Raw genomic sequence first — 17545 nt, 5'->3', positions numbered from 1 at the left:
TCAGCCGACGCTGCCTTCGAGCGAGATGGAGATGAGCTTCTGCGCCTCCACCGCGAATTCCATGGGGAGCTGCTGGAGCACCTCCTTGACGAAGCCGTTGACCACGAGCCCCACGGCTTCCTCCTGCGAGAGCCCGCGCTGCACGCAATAGAACAGCACGTCCTCGGAGATCTTGGAGGTGGTGGCCTCGTGCTCGAACACCGTTGTCGGGTTCTTGGCCTCGATGTAAGGCACGGTGTGCGCGCCGCACTGATCTCCGATCAGCAGGCTGTCGCAGGCGGTGAAGTTGCGTGCGCCCTTGGCCTTGCGGTGGGCGGAAACGAGCCCGCGATAGGTGTTCTGGGACTGGCCGGCGGAGATGCCCTTGGAGACGATCCGGCTCGACGTGTTCTTGCCGAGATGGATCATCTTGGTGCCGGAATCCACCTGCTGATGCCCGTTGGAAATGGCGATGGAATAGAACTCGCCCTGGCTGCCGTCGCCCCGCAGGACGCAGCTCGGATATTTCCAGGTGATGGCGGAGCCCGTCTCCACTTGCGTCCAGCTGATCTTGGAATTCGCGCCCCGGCAGTCGCCACGCTTGGTGACGAAATTGTAGATGCCGCCCTTGCCATCCTTGTCGCCGGGATACCAATTCTGGACGGTGGAGTACTTGATTTCCGCATCGTCCAGAACCACCAGCTCGACCACCGCGGCGTGGAGCTGGTTCTCGTCGCGCTGGGGCGCCGTGCAGCCTTCCAGATAGCTCACATAGGCGCCCTTGTCGGCGATGATGAGCGTGCGCTCGAACTGGCCGGTGTTCTTCTCATTGATGCGGAAATAGGTGGAGAGCTCCATGGGGCAGCGCACCCCTTCCGGTACATAGACGAAGGAGCCGTCCGAGAAGACCGCGGAATTCAGCGTCGCATAGTAATTGTCGGTCACCGGCACCACCGTGCCGAGATATTTGCGCACCAGCTCGGGATGTTCCTTCAGGGCCTCCGAGATGGGCATGAAGATGACGCCCGCCTCCTTCAGCTCCTTCTGGAAGGTGGTGGCCACCGAGACGCTGTCGAAGACCGCATCGACAGCGATCTTGCGCTCGCCTTCCGGGCGCTCGACACCAGCGAGAAGCTCCTGTTCGCGCAGCGGGATGCCGAGCTTCTCATAGGTCTTCAGAATCTCGGGATCGACCTCGTCGAGGGAGGAGAGCGCCTTCTTCTTTTTCGGCGCCGCATAATAATAGAGATCCTGGAAATCGATCTTCGGGAAATTCACCTTGGCCCATTCGGGCTCGCGCATGGTAAGCCAGCGGCGATAGGCATCAAGGCGCCATTCCAGCATCCACTCCGGCTCGTTCTTCTTGGCCGAGATGAAGCGGATGACGTCCTCCGACAGGCCCTTCGGGGCCTTTTCGGATTCCACGTCCGTCACGAACCCGTATTTATACTGCTCGACATCGATCTGGCGAACCTGATCGATCGTCTCCTGAACGGCGGCCATGTGGGGCTCCTCACGGCAATGGAACGGACTGTGCAGAAGATCAGGCCCGGCACGCGGGCCGTGCCGGGCGCCAGCCGGCGAAAGCCGGCACGGCGCTGCAACGGAGAGCCGACGCTGTCAGCCCGGCAGGTCAGCCGGCGGGCACGCAGGTGCCGGGCACCGGGCACACGGCGTCGCACTGCGGGCTGTCGAAGCTGCCCTCGCACTCCGTGCACTTCTTCGGGTCGATGATGTACATGTCGTTCTTCAGCCGGATGGCGGCGTTCGGGCATTCGAACTCGCAGGCGCCGCACACCGTGCATTGGGATGCGATGATCTTGTAGGCCATCAAACTAGCTCCTGAGCGCGCGGCCCATCTGCTCGGGCGGCCGCAGGTCCCTCGTCGCAAGCTGCGTGCCAAGCGCTCCGGCCTTGTTTTTTCGAGTTTTTCCAGTTCCGGAAAGGCGCCATCGCCTGTCGCGCCCCCGACACGTGTCGCGACTGCGACAGGCACATTGTCGGAGACGGCCACCGCTCAGATGGGATCGCGCAGCGCGGCCTGCGCATCGTGCCGAATGCGCGCGACCATGGAGCGGAAGCCGTTCGAGCGCTGGGGCGTCAGATGCTCCTTCAAGCCGAGGCGCTCGAACACGGCGACGGGGTCCGCATCCAGAATGTCGCGCGCGGTCCGGCCCGAAAACATCGCGAACAGGATCGCCACAAGGCCCCGGACGATCTGGGCATCGCTGTCGCCCCGGAACGACAGGACGGGGCCGGGCGACACCAGTGTCGCAAGCCACACCTGGCTCACACAGCCCTGCACCTTGTTGGTATCGCAACGGTCCGCGTCCGGCAGCTGCGGCAGCGTGCGACCAAGTTCGATCACATAACGGTAGCGGTCATCCCAATCGTCCAGCAGGGCGAAATTCTCGAAGATGTCCTCGAGCGTGGGCAGAGGGGTGAGGTCCACAAGCGTCATCGCATCCTCCAGCGCGGCCGGCGGCATCGCGCGGCGTCGCTGCACCCAAGCAAGGGGCGTACCGCGTGCGCGTGGACGCCCCAGCAGGCAGACCGCCGGAACGCCGTCGCGGCTGTGTCCTTTCACACCGGCTGCGTCGGGTGCCCACCAGCGATGTCGCGTTTGAAACACGGGGCTTTTGGAACCGTTCGATTCTGCAATGCACTGATTTTACTTGATTAATTCGACCACACGACCACTGGCACACCCGTTGCAAAACCCCTTGGTGCAGGCGACGGGTTGCCGGTCTGGTTCGCGGATCTCCTCGATCCCCGGCTACCGACCCGCCTCCGAAAAGTCCGGTCCCGATCCAGTTCGGCGGGGCCACACCTGGCTGAAGGCGCAGGCCGCCCCAGCGGAGCTGCCACGGTTCCCAAGGTTCCAAGGAGACCAGACATGTCGTCACTGAGACAGATCGCATTTTACGGCAAGGGGGGCATCGGCAAGTCGACGACGTCCCAGAACACGCTGGCGGCGCTGGCGGAGATGGGCCATCGCATCCTCATCGTCGGCTGCGACCCCAAGGCCGACTCAACCCGCCTCATCCTGCACGCCAAGGCGCAGGACACCATCCTGTCGCTGGCCGCCGCCGCCGGCAGCGTCGAAGACCTCGAGCTCGAAGAGGTCATGAAGATCGGCTACCGCGACATCCGCTGCGTGGAATCCGGCGGTCCGGAGCCGGGCGTCGGCTGCGCGGGGCGCGGCGTCATCACCTCCATCAATTTCCTGGAGGAGAACGGCGCCTATGAGGACATCGACTACGTCTCCTACGACGTGCTCGGCGACGTGGTGTGCGGCGGCTTCGCCATGCCCATCCGCGAGAACAAGGCGCAGGAAATCTACATCGTCATGTCCGGCGAGATGATGGCCATGTATGCGGCCAACAACATCTCCAAGGGCATTCTCAAGTACGCCAATTCCGGCGGCGTGCGCCTGGGCGGGCTCGTCTGCAACGAGCGCCAGACGGACAAGGAGCTGGAACTGGCCGAGAACCTCGCCAAGAAGCTCGGCACCCAGCTCATCTATTTCGTGCCGCGCGACAACATCGTGCAGCACGCCGAGCTGCGCCGCATGACGGTGATCGAGTATGCGCCCGACAGCGTTCAGGCGAACCACTATCGCAACCTCGCTGAGCGCGTCCACAACAATGGCGGCAAGGGCATCATCCCGACCCCCATCACCATGGACGAGCTCGAGGACATGCTCATGGAGCACGGCATCATGAAGACCGTGGACGAGAGCCAGGTCGGCAAGACCGCGGCCGAGCTCGCCGCGCTCTCCGCCTGAGCCGACACGCCGGCCGGCCCCCGCGTGGGGCCGGCCTTCGCAACGCAATGAAGCGAGGAACTCCAAAATGAGCGTGTCACAGCCTCAGACCGTTGAGGAAATCAAGGCCCGCAACAAGGAACTGATCGCTGAAGTCCTGCAGGTCTATCCCGAGAAGACCGCCAAGCGCCGCGCCAAGCACCTGAACGTGCACGAGGCCGGCAAGTCGGACTGCGGCGTCAAGTCGAACCTGAAGTCCGTTCCGGGCGTCATGACCATCCGCGGCTGCGCCTACGCCGGCTCGAAGGGCGTGGTGTGGGGCCCGATCAAGGACATGATCCACATCAGCCACGGCCCAGTGGGCTGCGGCCAGTACAGCTGGGCGGCGCGCCGCAATTATTACATCGGCACGACCGGCATCGACACCTTCGTGACGATGCAGTTCACCTCCGACTTCCAGGAGAAGGACATCGTCTTCGGCGGCGACAAGAAGCTCGCCAAGATCATGGACGAGATCCAGGAACTGTTCCCGCTCAATAACGGCATCACGGTCCAGTCGGAATGCCCCATCGGCCTCATCGGCGACGACATCGAAGCGGTGTCGAAGGTGAAGTCGAAGGAGTATGACGGCAAGACCATCGTGCCGGTGCGGTGCGAGGGCTTCCGCGGCGTCTCCCAGTCGCTCGGTCACCACATCGCCAACGACGCGGTGCGCGACTGGGTGTTCGACAAGCTCGACCCGAACGCGCCTCCGCGCTTCGAGCCCAGCGATTATGACGTCGCCATCATCGGCGACTACAACATCGGTGGCGACGCTTGGTCCTCGCGCATTCTGCTCGAAGAAATGGGCCTGCGCGTCATCGCCCAGTGGTCCGGCGACGGCTCGCTGGCCGAGCTGGAGGCCACCCCGAAGGCCAAGCTCAACGTGCTCCACTGCTACCGCTCGATGAACTACATCTCGCGGCACATGGAAGAGAAGTACGGTATTCCGTGGTGCGAATACAACTTCTTCGGCCCCTCCAAGATCGCGGAATCGCTGCGCAAGATCGCCGGCTTCTTCGACGACAAGATCAAGGAAGGCGCCGAGCGCGTCATCGCCAAGTACCAGCCGCTGATGGACGCGGTCATCGCCAAGTATCGTCCGCGCCTCGAAGGCAAGACCGTGATGCTGTACGTGGGCGGCCTGCGTCCCCGTCACGTCATCGGCGCCTATGAGGACCTCGGCATGGAAGTGGTCGGCACGGGCTACGAGTTCGCCCATAACGACGACTACCAGCGCACGGCCCAGCACTACGTCAAGGATGGCACCATCATCTATGACGACGTGACCGGCTACGAGTTCGAGAAGTTCGTCGAGAAGATCCAGCCGGATCTGGTCGGCTCGGGCATCAAGGAAAAGTACGTCTTCCAGAAGATGGGCGTGCCCTTCCGCCAGATGCACTCCTGGGACTACTCGGGCCCCTACCACGGCTATGACGGCTTCGCGATCTTCGCGCGCGACATGGACATGGCCATCAACTCGCCCGTCTGGAAGATGGCGAAGGCGCCCTGGAAGCAGGCGCCCAAGCCCTCCCTTCTGGCCGCGGAATAGCACCCACGCCAACCGGCCCCCGCCGCGCGCGGGGGCCGGACGGCGCGACCCCGATCAGACATCCGGAAGGACTGCCACCATGACTCAGAATGCCGAACACGTGCTCGATCATTTCGAGCTATTCCGCGGCCCGGAATACCAGCAGATGCTGGCGAACAAGCAGAAGATGTTCGAGAACCGTCGCGATCCGGCCGAAGTGGAGCGCGTTCGGGAATGGGCCAAGACGCCCGAGTATCGCGAACTGAACTTCGCCCGCGAGGCGCTGACCGTGAACCCCGCCAAGGCCTGCCAGCCGCTCGGCGCCGTGTTCGTGGCGGTCGGCTTCGAGCAGACCATTCCCTTCGTGCACGGTTCGCAGGGCTGCGTCGCTTATTACCGCTCGCACTTCTCCCGCCACTTCAAGGAACCCACCTCCTGCGTCTCCTCGTCCATGACCGAGGACGCGGCGGTGTTCGGCGGCCTCAACAACATGATTGACGGCCTCGCCAACACCTATTCCATGTACAAGCCCAAGATGATCGCCGTCTCCACCACCTGCATGGCGGAAGTCATCGGCGACGACCTCAACGCCTTCATCAAGACCTCCAAGGAAAAAGGCTCGGTTCCCGCCGAGTTCGACGTGCCCTTCGCTCACACCCCGGCCTTCGTCGGCAGCCACGTCACCGGCTACGACAACGCCATGAAGGGCGTGCTGGAGCACTTCTGGGACGGCAAGGCCCGCACCGTGCCGGCGCTGGAGCGCGTGCCGAACGAGAAGATCAACTTCCTCGGCGGCTTCGACGGCTACACGGTCGGCAACCTGCGCGAGATCAAGCGCATTTTCGAGCTGATGGGCGTCGAATACACCATCCTCGGCGACAATTCCGAAGTGTGGGACACCCCCACCGACGGCGAGTTCCGCATGTATGACGGCGGCACCACGCTGGAGGACGCGGCCAACGCGATCCACGCCAAGGCCACCCTCTCCATGCAGGAGTTCTGCACCGAGAAGACCCTGCCCTTCATCGCCAACCACGGCCAGGAGACGGTCGCCTTCAACCATCCCATCGGGGTGGCCGGCACCGACAAGTTCCTGATGGAGATCGCCCGCCTCACCGGCAAGGAGATCCCCGAGGAGCTGGCCAAGGAGCGCGGCCGTCTGGTGGACGCCATCGCCGACTCCAACGCCCACATCCACGGCAAGAAGTTCGCCATCTATGGCGATCCGGACCTGTGCCTGGGCCTTGCCGCCTTCCTGCTGGAGCTGGGCGCCGAACCGACCCACGTCCTCGCCACCAATGGCAACAAGGACTGGGCGGAGAAGATGCAGGCGCTGTTCGACAGCTCGCCGTTCGGTGCCAACTGCCATGCCTATCCCGGCAAGGACCTGTGGCACATGCGCTCCCTGCTCTTCACCGAGCCGGTGGACTTCCTGATCGGCAACACCTACGGCAAGTATCTGGAGCGCGACACGGGCACCCCGCTGATCCGCATCGGCTTCCCAATCTTCGACCGCCACCACCACCACCGCCGTCCGGTGTGGGGCTATCAGGGCGGCATGAATGTCCTGATCACGATCCTCGACAAGATCTTTGACGAGATCGACCGCAACACCAACGTGCCGGCCAAGACCGACTACAGCTTCGACATCATCCGGTGATCGAGGCGCCCCGCCGCGACCCTCCCCAGGGGCCGCGGCGGGGCCTTCGCGCGTTTCGCGCCCCTTATCTCCGATCCTCTGGCGTGACGCCGCCCGGCGCCCACCGTTCCGCCCACGATGACTTCCGGAGAAGCCCCATGACGTCGCTCTCGGCCACCATTCAGGACGTGTTCAACGAGCCCGGCTGCGGCAAGAACGCCAACAAGTCCGAGGCCGAGCGCAAGAAGGGCTGCACCAAGCAGCTCCAGCCCGGCGGCGCCGCCGGCGGCTGCGCCTTCGATGGCGCGAAGATAGCCCTCCAGCCGCTTACCGACGTCGCTCACCTCGTGCACGGCCCCATCGCCTGCGAGGGTAACAGCTGGGACAACCGCGGCGCCCGCTCCTCCGGCTCGGACCTCTGGCGCACCAGCTTCACCACCGACATGAACGAGACGGACGTGGTGTTCGGCGGCGAGAAGCGCCTGTTCAAGGCGATCCGCGAGACCATCGAGAAATATGATCCGCCCGCCGTCTTCGTCTACCAGACCTGCGTGCCGGCCATGACCGGCGACGACATCAACGCGGTCTGCAAGGCGGCGAAGGAGAAGTTCGGCAAGCCGGTGATCCCGATCAATTCGCCCGGCTTCGTCGGCCCCAAGAACCTCGGCAACAAGCTCGCGGGCGAAGCCCTGCTGGAGCATGTGATCGGCACCGAGGAACCTGAATATACGACGCCCTACGACCTCAACATCATCGGCGAATACAATCTCGCGGGCGAGCTGTGGCAGATCAAGCCGCTGTTCGACGAGCTCGGCATCCGCATCTTCGCCTCCATCTCCGGCGACGGGCGCTACAAGGAAGTGGCCTATTCCCACCGCGCCAAGGCGGCGATGATGGTGTGCTCCAAGGCCATGATCAATGTCGCCCGCAAGATGGAGGAGCGCTACGGCATCCCGTTCTTCGAGGGCTCCTTCTACGGCATCGAGGATTCGAGCGACTCCCTGCGGGAGATCGCGCGCCTGCTCATCGAGCGCGGCGCCCCGGCGGAACTGATGGAGCGCACCGAGGCGGTGATCGCCCGCGAGGAGGCCAAGGCCTTCGCGGCGATCGCCGCCTACAAGCCCCGTTTCCAGGGCAAGAAGGTGCTGCTCATCACCGGCGGCGTGAAGTCCTGGTCGGTGGTCGCGGCTCTTCAGGAGGCGGGCCTGGAGCTGGTGGGCACTTCGGTGAAGAAGTCCACCCGCGAGGACAAGGAGCGCATCAAGGAGCTGATGGGTCAGGATGCCCACATGATCGAGGACATGACGCCTCGTGAAATGTACAAGATGCTCAAGGATGCGAAGGCCGATATCATGCTTTCGGGCGGCCGCTCGCAATTCATCGCGCTGAAGGCCGCGATGCCCTGGCTCGACATCAACCAGGAACGCCACCACGCCTATATGGGCTATGTGGGCATGGTGAAGCTGGTGGAGGAGATCGACAAGGCGCTCTTCAACCCCATGTGGGAACAGGTGCGCAAGCCCGCCCCGTGGGATCGCCCCGGCGAGAGCTGGCAGGCCAAGGCGCTGGCCCAGATGGATGCGGAAGCCGCCGTGCTCGCCGCCGATCCGGTGGCCGCCGAGGCCGCCCGGCGTGCCAAGAAAGTGTGCCAGTGCAAGAGCGTGGACGTCGGGACCATCGAGGATGCCATCCGCGCCCACGGCCTTTCCACCGTGGAGGGCGTGCGCACACACACCAACGCCTCCGGCGGCTGCGGCGCCTGCGCCATCCGCATCGAGGAGATCCTGGCCGAGCCCCTGCCCGCGGTGGCAGCGGCGCCGGCGCTGCGGGCGGCGGAGTGAGCGCCATGGCCACCGTCGTCCACTCCAGGAAGGCCTGCGTCGTCAATCCCCTGAAGATGAGCCAGCCGATCGGTGGCGCGCTCGCCTTCATGGGTTTGCGCGGGGCCATGCCGCTGCTGCACGGTTCGCAGGGCTGCACCTCCTTCGGCCTAGTGCTGTTCGTGCGGCACTTCAAGGAGGCCATCCCCATGCAGACCACCGCCATGAGCGAGGTGGCCACGGTTCTCGGCGGCTACGAGAATGTGGAACAGGCGGTGCTCAACATCCACAAGCGCACCAAGCCGGAGATCATCGGCATCTGTTCCACGGGCGTCACCGAGACCAAGGGCGACGACGTGGAGGGCTATCTCAAGCTCATCCGCGAGAAGCATCCGGAGGTCGCCGACCTGCCCATGATCTATGTCTCCACCCCGGACTTCAAGGACGCCTTCCAGGATGGCTGGGAGAAAACCGTCACCCGCATGGTCGAGGTGCTGGTGGAGGTACCGGATCCGGCCAAGCGCAACGCCAAGCGGGTGAATGTGTTGCCGGGCAGCCACCTCACGCCCGGCGACCTTGATGAGCTGCGCACCATCATCGAGGACTTCGGCCTCATCCCCTCCTTCCTGCCGGATCTCGCCGGCTCGCTGGACGGGCATATTCCCGACGAATTCACCCCCACCACCATCGGCGGCATCGGCGTGGACGAGATCGCCGCCATGGGCGAGGCGGGCTGGACGATTGCCATCGGCGCGCAGATGCGCCGGGCGGCCGAGGCCATGGAGAAGAAGACCGGCGTGCCCTTCCGCCTGTTCGAGCGGCTGTGCGGGCTGGAGGCGAATGATGAATTCATCATGTTCCTCAGCCAGATCTCCGGCCGCCCGGTGCCGCGCAAGTATCGCCGCCAGCGCGGCCAGCTGGTGGATGCCATGCTGGACGCCCATTTCCACATCGGCGGCCGCCGGCTTGCCATCGGCGCCGAACCGGACCTCCTGTTCGACATGTCGTCCGTGCTGCACGAGATGGGGGCGCATGTGACCGCCGCCGTCACCACCACCCATTCGCCGGTGCTGGAGCGGGTCCACACCGACGAGGTGCTGATCGGCGATCTGGAGGATCTGGAGCGCCTCGCCAAGGAGCGCGAGTGCGATCTGCTCATCACCCATTCGCACGGGCGGCAGGCGGCCTCCCGGCTCAACATTCCCTTCTACCGGGCGGGCATTCCCATGTTCGACCGGCTGGGCGCCGGCCACCAGCTCTCCGTGGGCTATCGCGGCACCCGCACCACGCTCTTCACCATCGCCAACCTTCTCATCAGTGACCACGAGGCCAACCACGACGCCACGCCCGACACCTGGCGGACGGACGGCACTCATGCCGCTCCCATGCATTGATCGGCCAACGCAAGGACGCACGCCCATGAAGATCGCCTTCGCGACCCAGGATTTGAAGCGCGTGGATGCCCATTTCGGCTGGGCCAAGAACATCGCCATCTATGAGATCAGCCCCGAGGGGCACCATTTCGTGGAGGCCATCCAGTTCGATGGCGACCTGAAGGAGGATGGCAATGAGGACAAGCTCGGTCCCAAGATCGAGGCGATCAAGGACTGCGCCATCCTCTATGTGGCGGCCATTGGCGGCTCCGGCGCGGCGCGCGTGGTGGCCAACAACATCCACCCCATGAAAGTGAACCAGCCCGAGGAGATTTCCGATCTGCTCGTGAAGCTGGAAGGCGTGCTCAAGGGCGCCCCGCCCCCCTGGCTGCGCAAGGCCCTCGCCAAGGGCCAGGAACGCAGCTTCGACTTCGACGAGTGAGGACGACCCATGGCCGATACGCTGGAACTTGAAGCCAATCCCGCCGAAGCCCCCTTCATCAAGGAATTGATCAAGGTGTGGCGTGCCCAGGACAGCCACGGCGCCTGGGACAGCAAGGGCGATCTCGATCTTCTGGAGCCCTATATTCTCGATAAGGAGAAGCGCCGGGCCCTGCCCATCGTGGGCGATCCGGACCCGGAGACGCTGTGGCGGCTGGAGCTCTATTACAACGCCATCTGCCTCTCCATCGAGAAGGCGACCGGCGTCATGATCACGCCCATGATGAAGATGAGCCACGAGGGCTTCGGCCGCATGGTGCTCATCGGCGGCCGCCTGATCGTGGTCAACAAGCAGCTGCGCGACGTGCACCGCTTCGGTTTCGACAGCCTCGCCAAGCTCGCCGAGGAAGGCGCCAAGCAGGTGCAGGCCGGCATCGACATGATCACCAAGTTCGAGGCTGTGGCACGTTACTGAGCGACACCGCATCTATGTAAGCGGCGGAGAGCCCTCTCCCGCTTGCGGGGGAGGGTTGGGGGGGGCGACGGCCGAAGGCCGGCAGCGCGGCCTTTGTGGCTGGCGCCACGCCCTCCGCGCTCGCGCGCGGCCCCCTCCCCGGTCCTCCGCCGCGAGCGGGAGAGGGAGGAGCGAGCGCGAGCCGAAAGGCATCGCCCGAGGCCGGAAGCAGGAGGTCTGGGCGGACGGCGGCGCACGCGAGCGAACACGGATTCGAAGCCGCGAGGCCAGCGCCGGACGCCCATCCATCACCAACAGGGGTGGCCGCCCGCCGCTCCGGAAAGGCAGGAAGTCATGTCTCAATCCACCCGCGACGGCCGCGCCTGGGAGCCGGAATATCTCGTCGCCATCGACGACAGGAAATGCATCGGCTGCGGCCGCTGCTACAAGGTCTGCGGCCGCGAGGTGATGACGCTCAAGGGCATCACTGACGAAGGCGAGATCGTCAGCCTCGACGATGACGAGGATGATGAGGTCGAGAAGAAGATCATGGTGATGGCCGATACCGGTGCCTGCATCGGCTGCGGCGCCTGTGCCCGCGTGTGCCCCACCAATTGCCAGACCCACGTGCCGGCCTCGCAGGCGGCCTGAGGGCCGGCCGCAACGTCGGGAACGGCCTCGCGGGTGCGTTGTCCCAGGATGGAGTCAGGAAGGCGTCCAACGCCGCCCTGCACCAAAGAAAAAGGGCTTCGCGGATCAGCCGCGAAGCCCTTTTGCGTCTGGATCGCCGTTACTGGCGATAATGCTGGATGCGCGTCGTGCGCAGGCCAGGAAGGCCGTGGCGGTCGATGGAGGCCTGCCAGGACAGGAACTCATCCACCGTCAGCGTGTAACGCTTGCAGGCCTCTTCCAGGCTGATCAGGCCGCCGCGCACCGCCGCAACCACCTCGGCCTTGCGGCGGATGACCCAGCGGCGCGTGTCCGGAGGGGGCAGGTCCGCAATCGTCAGCGGACTGCCGTCAGGCCCGATCACGTATTTGACTCTGGGCCGATAAGCATCGGTCATCGTTACGCTCACCCGTTACTACCCCACTCGTTGACGTAACCGTGGCAGGTGGCGATGAAGATTTCCCTAAAAGACAACTAGAATATGTTATTTACTTCTCTTAATGGAAGCTGAAATAACCACGGATATCGCGTGTTTTTGATAAAGGATTTGCGGGAGCCGGAGAGCGCCACGGTTGTACCGCCGGAGCCTTAAGCCACAAGGCTTTCCGGGCAGAACGCAAAACGCCCGCCGGGATCAGCCGGCGGGCGTTTTCTTCATCTATCTTAAGAAAGACTTGCGTTAACGGGACAGAGCGGATTCAGACCCCGTTTACCTCAACCTTCGATGCGGTCGAAATCCGCGATGCCGCGCGTAGCAGAGCGGATTTCATCCAGCAGCTTCAGCCGGTTGATGCGCAGCGCGGCCTCCGGCGCGTTCACCGTCACGCCTTCGAAGAAGGCGTCCACCGGACCCCGCAGATGGGCGAGCGCGCCCATGGCGGCGGCGAAGTCCTCGCGCGCCACCGCATCCGCCACCTGCCGCTTCACGGTCTCGATGGCGGCGGCGAGATGCTCCTCCGCCGGCTCCTTCAGGAGCTTGGCCTCGGACGGGCCCTTGTAGGCCACGCCGTCCTTCTTCTCCTCGATGCGCAGGATGTTCACCGCGCGGCGATAGCCAGCGAGCAACGTGCGCCCGTCCTCGGTCTCCAGGAAGGCCGCGAGGGCCGCCACGCGGCGATCCACCAGCAGCAGGTCGTCCTGCCCCGGCAGCGCGAAGACGGCATCCACGAGGTCGTGGCGAGCGCCACGGTCGCGCAGATGCACCTTCAGGCGGTCGCCGAAGAAGGCCAGCAGGTCGTCGGCGAGGTCACCGGACAGCGTCATGCCCTCCACGCGCTCGGCGCTCTCCACGTCCGCATCCGCGGGCAGGTTGGCGAGGCGGCGGGCGAGCCCCTGCAGGAGATCGCTCACCACCTTGTCGGCGATGGTCTCCAGACGGAACACATCGTGCGGGTGGCGCTCGAAATGCTCCTCGCCGAGGATGGTGCGCGAGGCGCTCACCAACAGCGGGCGCAGCGGCAGGCGCAGATTGTTGTCGAGAATGATGCGGATGACGCCCAGCGCAGCACGGCGCAGCGCGTAGGGGTCCTTGGATCCGGTCGGCTTCTCGTCGATGGCCCAGAAGCCCACCAGCGTGTCGAGCTTGTCCGCCAGCGCCACGGCGATGGAGACGGGCGCGGTGGGCACGCGGTCGGACGGCCCCTGCGGCTTGTAATGCTCCTCGCAGGCGGCTGCGACTTCCGGCGGCAGCTTCTCGTGCTGGGCATAATAGCGGCCCATGAGGCCCTGCAACTCGGGGAACTCGCCCACCACTTCCGTGAGCAGGTCCGCCTTGGCGAGACGCGCGGCCTGTTCGGTCAGGTCCACGTCGGCGCCGACGCGGGGCGCGATCTCGCGGGCCAGCGCCACGATGCGGTTGATGCGCGCGCCCTGAGAGCCGAGCTTCTCGTGGAAGGTGATGGCGTCGAACTTGGACATCCGGTCCGCCATGGGGGTGCGGCGGTCGGTATCCCAGAAGAATTTGGCATCCGACAGGCGGGCGCGGATCACGCGCTCGTTGCCTGCCACGATGGCCGCACCGCCGTCGGTGGCGGCAATGTTGGAGACGAGGATGAAGCGGTTGGCGAGGCGCCCCGTGCGCGGATCGCGCAGCACGAAGCACTTCTGGTTGGCGCGGATGGTGGCGCGGATCACCTCGTCGGGAATGTCGAGGAAGCGCTCCTCGAAGCTGCCCATGAGGGTGACGGGCCATTCCACGAGGCCGCACACCTCCTCCAGCAGGCCCTCGTCCTCCACCAGCTCCAGCCCGTGCACGAGGGCAAGATCCTTGGCGTCGTTGAGGATGATGGCCTTGCGGCGGTCGCGGTCGGCGACAACCTTCGCCGCCTCAAGCTTGGCCATCCAGTCCTCGAGCCGCCGCACCGCGAAGGGCTCGGGGGCGAGGAAGCGGTGGCCACGGGTCACGTCGCCGGAGACGATACCCTCCACCTCGAAGCGCACCACCTCGGGGTCTTCCACCTCGGTGCCGAAGGTGCAGACGATGGAATGCAGCGGCCGCACCCAGCGCATGGTGCCGGTGCCCCAGCGCATGGACTTCGGCCACGGAAAGGTGCGCACGATCTCGGGCACGATCTCGGCAATCACCTCGGTGGTCGCCTTGCCGGGGCGCTCGATGACCGCGACGTAGAACTCACCCTTCTTGGGGTCGCTCTCGATCTTCGCCTGATCGATGGAGGCAAGGCCCGCGCTCTTCAGGAAGCCCTGGATGGCGCCTTCCGGCGCGCCCATACGCGGACCCTTGCGTTCTTCCCGGCTGTCCGCCTGCCGGCCGGGCAAGCCGTGGACGGCGAGCGCGAGGCGGCGCGGCGTCACGAAGGCCTTGGCGCCCTCATAGAGCAGGCCCCGCTCCACCAGCGCGTCGGTGACGAGCTTGCGCAGCGTGTCGGCGGCCTGCGCCTGCATGCGGGCGGGGATTTCTTCGGAGAACAGTTCAAGGAGCAGATCGGGCATGGGATCGCGCGGCGCTGGGCCCCGGTTCGTGAGGATCGAATGTCTGCCCGTGTGCTAGAGCTTTTCGGCCGCCGCGTCGAGACGGGGCGGCCCATCTTGTCCCCGGCCGCCCTGCGGAGGGATCAGATCGGGCCGACCGATTTGTCCGTCATGGCAAGGACGCCGGCCAGCGAGACGCAGGAGAGGACGATCACCATCACCGCCGGCGCCATGGGGCTGTCGAAGCGGTGCATGAGATAGATGGTCAGCATCGGCGTGAGCCCGCCGACCCAGCCGACACCGCAATTCCAGGCGATGGCATATGCGGTGCAGCGGGTGCGGCGTTGGAAGAGTTCGCACAGCGCCGCCGGCATGGGGCCGCCGTAGCAGGAGGCGAGAAGGGCGAGGATGACCTGCCCGGCGATCATCTGCGGCAGGTTGTCCGAACTCAGCAATCGGAACACTGGCCAGGCACACAGGATGAGGCCGACGAGCGCGGCCAGAAGCACCTTCTTGCGGCCGATCCGGTCCGACAGCAGGGCCGCCGCCGGGCTGGCGATGAGCACCACCACCATGCCGAACACGCTCATCTGCAGGGATTTGGCGAGCGGCAGCCCGTCCACCTTCTGCATGTAGGTCGCGAGGAAGACAAAGGCGAGATAGAAGACATTGCCTTCCGCCACCACGATCAGCATGGCGTGGAGGATCTGGCGGCCATGCGCGCGCATAGCCTCCCGCAAGGGGGCCTTGGGCGTGGCAGTCCGATCTGGCTCGGGCTCGCCCTTGCCGGCGCGCAGGATCAGCGCCGCCCCGCCCAGCACCAATCCCAGCAGGAAGGGCACGCGCCAACCCCAGTCGGCCATGTCCTGCGGGGGCAGCAGGCTGGCGACCGAGGCGCCCACGGCCGAGCCCAGCAGGGTTCCGAGCGTCGCCCCCACCACGGAAAGGGAGGCGAGCAGCCCGCGCCGCCGGGGTGGCGCCGCCTCGGACAGAAACACCACCGCCGCCGCCTGCTCGCCGCCCACGGAAATGCCCTGCAACAGGCGCAGCGCCAGCAAGAGGACAGGGGCCATCGCCCCCGCGCTGGCGGCGGTCGGCAGCAGGCCGATGCTCACCGTGGAGAGGGTCATCATCATGGCGGAGAGGAACAGCGCCCGCCGCCGCCCCAGCCGGTCACCCACCCGGCCAAAGAGGATGCCACCCAGCGGCCGCATCAGGAAGGAGGCGGCGAACATGCCGAAGGCCGACAGGAGGCCGATGAAGGCGCTGCTGTCGGGAAAGAAGTTGCGCGCGAACACCGAGGCCAGAAAGCCGTACACGCCGAAATCGTACCACTCCAGCATGTTGCCGATGGCGCCACCGGCAACGAGGCGGGCCGAGGGGCGCTCACTGACGATCGCGACGGACACGGCCCCCTCTCCGGATCCATCATCCGCAAAATCGGCGGAAGCCTTGTCCCACCTCATGGCAGCGGGAGCCGTGTCCGGTCGGTCATGCACAACGTGGCGATCAGCGAGATCAGCGCGATGCAGATGATGTAGAGGGCCGGCCCCATGGGGTCGTGCAGGCCGCTCACCAGATAGACGCCCACCATGGGCGCGGTGCCGCCCGCGATGCCCCGGCTCACATTGTTGCTCACCGCCGCCGCCGAGCAGCGGGTGGCGCGCTTGAAGAGCTCCGCGAGCACCGCCGGCGAGACGCCCGTATAGGCCGAGATGAGGACGGCAAAGCCGAGCTGGCCCAGCATCGCCCCCTCCTCCGTGCCTCCGCTCACCAGCCGGAAGAGCGGCCAGCCGAACAGGATGAAGCCGAGCAGCGACGCCACGAGCACACGCTTGCGGCCGATCACATCAGACAGCGCGGCAAACATCGGCATGAGCACGACGGCGACGACCATGCTCGCCGTATTGACCTGCAGCGCACTGCCGGGGGAGAGGCCGTCCACCTGCTCCATATAGGTCACGAGATAGACGAAGAGCGTGTAGGTGTTCACCCCGCCCGCGAGATTGATGACGGCGCAGATGACAATGGCGCGCCAGTCGTCGGCGAAAGCTTGCAGCAGGGGGCTGCGCGGCTGCTCGGTTGAGCGCTCGGGCGCGGATTGCAGGCCATGTCGCAGCCAGAGCGTGGTGCCGCCCAGCAGCAGGCCGACGAAGAAGGGCATGCGCCAGCCCCAGGCGATCAGTTCGTCCTGCGACAGGAAGGAGGCGGTCGCGGCCCCGACGAGCGACCCGAGCATCGTGCCGCCCATGGCCCCCATGGAGCACAGGCTGAGCAGCAGCCCACGCCAGCGCGGCTTGGCACTCTCGGCGAGGAAAACGACGGAGGAGGAATATTCCCCGCCGATGGAGACGCCCTGTAACAGACGCAGAGCCAGAAGGAGGATGGGTGCCGCCATGCCGGCGGTGGCATAGGTGGGCAGGAGACCGATGGCGACGGTGGAGACGCACATGAGCGCCGCCGAGAGATAGAGCGCATGGCGGCGCCCGTAGCGATCCCCGATGTGGCCGAAGATGACGCCGCCCACCGGGCGCATGAGGAAGGAGGCGGCCATCATGCCATAGGCCGCCAGCAAAGCGGCAAAGCCGCTATCCGCCGGAAAGAAGTTGCGGGCGAAGATGGCCGCGAGAAAGCCATAGGCGCCGAAGTCGTACCACTCCAGCGTGTTGCCGATGCTGCCCGCGAGCACGAGGCGCAGGGAGAGGGGCGCGGGGGCCGCCTGGCCTGGAGCAGCGGCGGCGCCGGCATCCGCAAGGCTCGTCATGACAGCCCCCCGATGCAGGACGCTGCGGACGGCATTGAGCGAGGCCCACACTTGAACAGCACGGCCGGCCGCGCCGGCCGTCCCCGGAACGCAGGAGAACGGATCACGAGCCCCCCAAAAGGCACGCTGCACTGCCTAACAG

At 65.6% G+C, this 17545-nt stretch carries 15 protein-coding genes; 8 read left to right on the top strand and 7 right to left on the bottom strand.

The window, feature by feature from the left end; genetic code table 11:
• The 3 genes from sufB to AZC_RS05340 form a co-directional block, all read right to left on the bottom strand.
• On the bottom strand, window positions 1-1482 hold the full coding sequence (gene sufB, locus AZC_RS05350) for a Fe-S cluster assembly protein SufB (RefSeq protein WP_012169575.1): 1482 nt from the start codon (window positions 1480-1482) through the stop codon (window positions 1-3).
• Between the two features lie 130 nt (window positions 1483-1612).
• Window positions 1613-1810, bottom strand: a complete 198-nt coding sequence (locus AZC_RS05345) for a 4Fe-4S binding protein (RefSeq protein ID WP_012169574.1) — start codon at window positions 1808-1810, stop codon at window positions 1613-1615.
• 186 nt (window positions 1811-1996) lie between these two features.
• Window positions 1997-2440, bottom strand: a complete 444-nt coding sequence (locus AZC_RS05340; protein ID WP_081434108.1) for a SufE family protein — start codon at window positions 2438-2440, stop codon at window positions 1997-1999.
• Window positions 2441-2875: 435 nt separating this feature from the next.
• On the opposite strand from AZC_RS05340, the gene nifH reads away from it, so the two are divergent.
• The 8 genes from nifH (at window position 2876) to fdxB (ending at window position 11693) form a co-directional block, all read left to right on the top strand.
• Window positions 2876-3766: a nitrogenase iron protein gene (gene nifH / locus AZC_RS05335; RefSeq protein ID WP_012169572.1), complete on the top strand. Its 891-nt coding sequence runs from the start codon at window positions 2876-2878 to the stop codon at window positions 3764-3766.
• A gap of 67 nt (window positions 3767-3833) precedes the next feature.
• Window positions 3834-5336, top strand: a complete 1503-nt coding sequence (gene nifD / locus AZC_RS05330; RefSeq protein WP_012169571.1) for a nitrogenase molybdenum-iron protein alpha chain — start codon at window positions 3834-3836, stop codon at window positions 5334-5336.
• A gap of 79 nt (window positions 5337-5415) precedes the next feature.
• Complete coding sequence (gene nifK / locus AZC_RS05325) at window positions 5416-6975, top strand: nitrogenase molybdenum-iron protein subunit beta (RefSeq protein ID WP_012169570.1); 1560 nt, start codon at window positions 5416-5418, stop codon at window positions 6973-6975.
• Between the two features lie 137 nt (window positions 6976-7112).
• Window positions 7113-8795, top strand: a complete 1683-nt coding sequence (gene nifE, locus AZC_RS05320) for a nitrogenase iron-molybdenum cofactor biosynthesis protein NifE (RefSeq protein WP_012169569.1) — start codon at window positions 7113-7115, stop codon at window positions 8793-8795.
• A gap of 5 nt (window positions 8796-8800) precedes the next feature.
• Complete coding sequence (gene nifN / locus AZC_RS05315; RefSeq protein WP_012169568.1) at window positions 8801-10168, top strand: nitrogenase iron-molybdenum cofactor biosynthesis protein NifN; 1368 nt, start codon at window positions 8801-8803, stop codon at window positions 10166-10168.
• Between the two features lie 25 nt (window positions 10169-10193).
• Complete coding sequence (gene nifX, locus AZC_RS05310) at window positions 10194-10589, top strand: nitrogen fixation protein NifX (RefSeq protein WP_012169567.1); 396 nt, start codon at window positions 10194-10196, stop codon at window positions 10587-10589.
• A gap of 9 nt (window positions 10590-10598) precedes the next feature.
• On the top strand, window positions 10599-11063 hold the full coding sequence (locus AZC_RS05305) for a NifX-associated nitrogen fixation protein (RefSeq protein ID WP_012169566.1): 465 nt from the start codon (window positions 10599-10601) through the stop codon (window positions 11061-11063).
• A gap of 333 nt (window positions 11064-11396) precedes the next feature.
• The gene (gene fdxB, locus AZC_RS05300; RefSeq protein ID WP_012169565.1) at window positions 11397-11693 is read left to right on the top strand and encodes a ferredoxin III, nif-specific; all 297 of its coding nucleotides are present in this window, start codon (window positions 11397-11399) and stop codon (window positions 11691-11693) included.
• 139 nt (window positions 11694-11832) lie between these two features.
• On the opposite strand, the gene AZC_RS05295 is transcribed toward fdxB, so the two are convergent.
• From AZC_RS05295 to AZC_RS05280, 4 genes are all read right to left on the bottom strand, one after another.
• Complete coding sequence (locus AZC_RS05295) at window positions 11833-12108, bottom strand: DUF1153 domain-containing protein (protein ID WP_012169564.1); 276 nt, start codon at window positions 12106-12108, stop codon at window positions 11833-11835.
• 317 nt (window positions 12109-12425) lie between these two features.
• A complete protein-coding gene (gene glyS, locus AZC_RS05290; RefSeq protein ID WP_012169563.1) occupies window positions 12426-14660 on the bottom strand; it encodes a glycine--tRNA ligase subunit beta in 2235 nt (744 codons plus the stop codon).
• 122 nt (window positions 14661-14782) lie between these two features.
• A complete protein-coding gene (locus tag AZC_RS05285) occupies window positions 14783-16048 on the bottom strand; it encodes an MFS transporter (RefSeq protein WP_012169562.1) in 1266 nt (421 codons plus the stop codon).
• A 53-nt stretch (window positions 16049-16101) separates the two neighbouring features.
• Entirely contained in the window at window positions 16102-17403 is a 1302-nt protein-coding gene (locus tag AZC_RS05280) for an MFS transporter (RefSeq protein WP_043878928.1), read from the bottom strand.
• Window positions 17404-17545 lie beyond the last annotated feature (142 nt).

The sequence above is a fragment of the Azorhizobium caulinodans ORS 571 genome (assembly GCF_000010525.1).
GTDB classification, from domain to species: domain Bacteria; phylum Pseudomonadota; class Alphaproteobacteria; order Rhizobiales; family Xanthobacteraceae; genus Azorhizobium; species Azorhizobium caulinodans.
The sequence above is the reverse complement of the archived record's forward strand: the minus strand, read 5'-3'. Positions and strand labels throughout refer to the sequence as shown.

Excerpts from the sequence above, each read along its gene's own strand:
- sufB (WP_012169575.1), bottom strand. The coding sequence starts at position 1,482 with ATGGCCGCCGTTCAGGAGACGATCGATCAGGTTCGCCAGATCGATGTC.
- AZC_RS05345 (WP_012169574.1), bottom strand. The coding sequence starts at position 1,810 with ATGGCCTACAAGATCATCGCATCCCAATGCACGGTGTGCGGCGCCTGC.
- AZC_RS05340 (WP_081434108.1), bottom strand. The coding sequence starts at position 2,440 with ATGACGCTTGTGGACCTCACCCCTCTGCCCACGCTCGAGGACATCTTC.
- nifH (WP_012169572.1), top strand. The coding sequence starts at position 2,876 with ATGTCGTCACTGAGACAGATCGCATTTTACGGCAAGGGGGGCATCGGC.
- nifD (WP_012169571.1), top strand. The coding sequence starts at position 3,834 with ATGAGCGTGTCACAGCCTCAGACCGTTGAGGAAATCAAGGCCCGCAAC.
- nifK (WP_012169570.1), top strand. The coding sequence starts at position 5,416 with ATGACTCAGAATGCCGAACACGTGCTCGATCATTTCGAGCTATTCCGC.
- nifE (WP_012169569.1), top strand. The coding sequence starts at position 7,113 with ATGACGTCGCTCTCGGCCACCATTCAGGACGTGTTCAACGAGCCCGGC.
- nifN (WP_012169568.1), top strand. The coding sequence starts at position 8,801 with ATGGCCACCGTCGTCCACTCCAGGAAGGCCTGCGTCGTCAATCCCCTG.
- nifX (WP_012169567.1), top strand. The coding sequence starts at position 10,194 with ATGAAGATCGCCTTCGCGACCCAGGATTTGAAGCGCGTGGATGCCCAT.
- AZC_RS05305 (WP_012169566.1), top strand. The coding sequence starts at position 10,599 with ATGGCCGATACGCTGGAACTTGAAGCCAATCCCGCCGAAGCCCCCTTC.
- fdxB (WP_012169565.1), top strand. The coding sequence starts at position 11,397 with ATGTCTCAATCCACCCGCGACGGCCGCGCCTGGGAGCCGGAATATCTC.
- AZC_RS05295 (WP_012169564.1), bottom strand. The coding sequence starts at position 12,108 with ATGACCGATGCTTATCGGCCCAGAGTCAAATACGTGATCGGGCCTGAC.
- glyS (WP_012169563.1), bottom strand. The coding sequence starts at position 14,660 with ATGCCCGATCTGCTCCTTGAACTGTTCTCCGAAGAAATCCCCGCCCGC.
- AZC_RS05280 (WP_043878928.1), bottom strand. The coding sequence starts at position 17,403 with ATGACGAGCCTTGCGGATGCCGGCGCCGCCGCTGCTCCAGGCCAGGCG.